3 protein-coding genes are annotated in these 1989 nt (G+C 66.3%); 2 read left to right on the top strand and 1 reads right to left on the bottom strand.

The genetic code is table 11. The features are described 5' to 3' along the window. Both H928_RS0108900 and ruvC read left to right on the top strand, forming a co-directional pair. The coding region (locus H928_RS0108900; protein ID WP_021026176.1) for a transglycosylase domain-containing protein at window positions 1-550 on the top strand (550 nt) is incomplete at its 5' end. A gap of 33 nt (window positions 551-583) precedes the next feature. Next, window positions 584-1132, top strand: a complete 549-nt coding sequence (ruvC, locus tag H928_RS0108895; RefSeq protein ID WP_021026175.1) for a crossover junction endodeoxyribonuclease RuvC — start codon at window positions 584-586, stop codon at window positions 1130-1132. A 254-nt stretch (window positions 1133-1386) separates the two neighbouring features. Here ruvC and H928_RS0108890 read toward each other — a convergent pair whose 3' ends face one another. Further along, window positions 1387-1872 (bottom strand): RcnB family protein, encoded by a 486-nt coding sequence (locus tag H928_RS0108890; RefSeq protein WP_021026174.1) that lies wholly within the window; start codon window positions 1870-1872, stop codon window positions 1387-1389. Window positions 1873-1989: the final 117 nt, after the last annotated feature.

Here is a 1989-nt window from a genome sequence, read left to right as displayed (position 1 = left end):
CGACTTTGTCAACCACGATGGCGTGCTCTGGGATGCGATTGAAAAGGCCCGCGCGCGCAATGCCAAGGCCATCGAGCGCGCCGAGCAGCGCCGGGAAAAGGCCCTGGCACGCGCCCAGGCCCAGGCCGAGCGGCGGGGTGAGGCCTTTGACCCCAGCGCGGTGCAAGCCGGCCCGCCCGCCAGGATCATGGGCGGCTCCACCATCACCCAGCAGCTGGCCAAGAACCTGCTGCTGTCGTCGGAGCGCAGCCTGCTGCGCAAAGGCCAGGAGCTGCTGCTGACCTACACCTTGGAGTTCCTGCTGAGCAAGCAGCGCATTCTGGAGCTGTACCTGAACCATGCCGAATGGGGAGACGGCGTGTTTGGCGCCGAGGCCGCCGCCCAGCGCTACTTTGGCAAACCGGCCGCCCAGCTGAGCGCCTATGAAGCGGCGCGCCTGGCCGTCATGCTGCCCAACCCCAAGGGTGCGGACAAGAACCCCAACTCCGCCTACCTCAACCGCCGCAGCGCCACCATCGCGGCCCGCATGCGCTATGCTGAGCTTCCCTGACAGGCGCCCGCGCCCCCACCCCTTTTGAGACGCATGAGAATCCTTGGCATCGACCCTGGCTTGCAAACCACCGGCTTTGGCGTCATCGACGTCGATGGCCAGCACCTGTCCTATGTGGCCAGCGGCACCATCCGCACCACCACGCTGAACCTGGGTGACCTGCCGGGCCGCCTGAAGATGATCTTTGACGGTATCTGCGAAGTCAGCCAGCGCTACCAGCCCGACATGGCCTCGGTGGAAATCGTGTTCGTCAACGTCAACCCCCAGTCCACCCTGCTGCTGGGCCAGGCCCGGGGCTGCGCGCTGACGGCGCTGGTGTCGCAGAACCTGCCGGTTGCCGAGTACACCGCGCTGCAGATGAAAAAAGCCGTGGTCGGCCATGGGCGCGCTGCCAAGAACCAGATCCAGGAGATGGTGCGCCGCCTGCTGCAGCTGCCTGGCCTGCCCGGCACCGATGCAGCCGATGCGCTGGGCCTGGCGATCACCCATGCCCATGCCGGCCTGGCAATGGCACGCATGGCCGAGGCCAGCCCCTTGCAACGCCGCCAGCACGCGATGTACAAGGCCGGGCGCAGCTACTAGGCGAGCATCCACCGGGTGCCCCTGCGGCCTGGTGAGCCACCCCGCCTGCAGCGCGCAGGCAAAAAAAAACCTGTGCATCGCTAGCGTGCACAGGTCTGGCCGGCTACAGGCTCCTTATGCGTGGATCCGTGCGCTCCGTGAAGCAGCGCTCGGCATAAGGTGCAACCACCAAAGTAAGCTTTGGAGCGTGGCGCCACACAAAGGTTCGTTGTGGGCACCATGCAAACCCTCAATTATCGCGACTTCGCGGCGGCTCAATAACCATTGATGACAATATTGGCGATCAGGCCGGTGCCAATGGCGATAAGCAGGTAGTCACCGCCATACTGGATCCACTGGTAGCCCCGGGGTGGTGCGCTGAGGCGGTGGCCGCGCCAGTCGCCGACGACATAGCTGTAGCCACGGTAAGGTGCGGGCACATAGCCGCCCCGGTACCAGTCATTGCGCGGGCCGATGCCACGGCCCCGGTCTGGCACGACCACGACACGGGGAGGTGGGCGGTGGTCGTGGCGGTAGTCACGGCGCTGCTGCTCGCGGTAGCGGCGGTCCCGCTCGCGTTCACGCTCCCAGCGGCGGTGGTCGGCATGGTCGCGCCGGTCATCGCGCTGGTAATGGCGGTCACCATGGCGTCCATCGGGCTGGGCCTGTGCAGGCGCGCTAAAAGCCAGGGCGCCGGCCAATGCCAGGGCCAGGCTGCCCATGCCGGCCAGGCGGCTAAAACGGCTTCGGTGCTTGTTCATGACGGAATCCTTTCTGATGAACCAGCGGCTGCTGGTGCGAGCGGCAAGCATGCCCCCATGCAGATTTAACGCCTGTCGGCGCGCCACCGTTTACCCAAGGCCGGGGCTGCGCACCGG

This window comes from Comamonas sp. B-9 (genome assembly GCF_000410635.1).
Lineage (GTDB): Bacteria > Pseudomonadota > Gammaproteobacteria > Burkholderiales > Burkholderiaceae_C > Comamonas.
The sequence above is the reverse complement of the archived record's forward strand: the minus strand, read 5'-3'. Positions and strand labels throughout refer to the sequence as shown.

What these genes read in the sequence shown, in the direction of transcription:
- ruvC (WP_021026175.1), top strand. Translation starts at nt 584, where the DNA reads ATGAGAATCCTTGGCATCGACCCTGGCTTGCAAACCACCGGCTTTGGC.
- H928_RS0108890 (WP_021026174.1), bottom strand. Translation starts at nt 1,872, where the DNA reads ATGAACAAGCACCGAAGCCGTTTTAGCCGCCTGGCCGGCATGGGCAGC.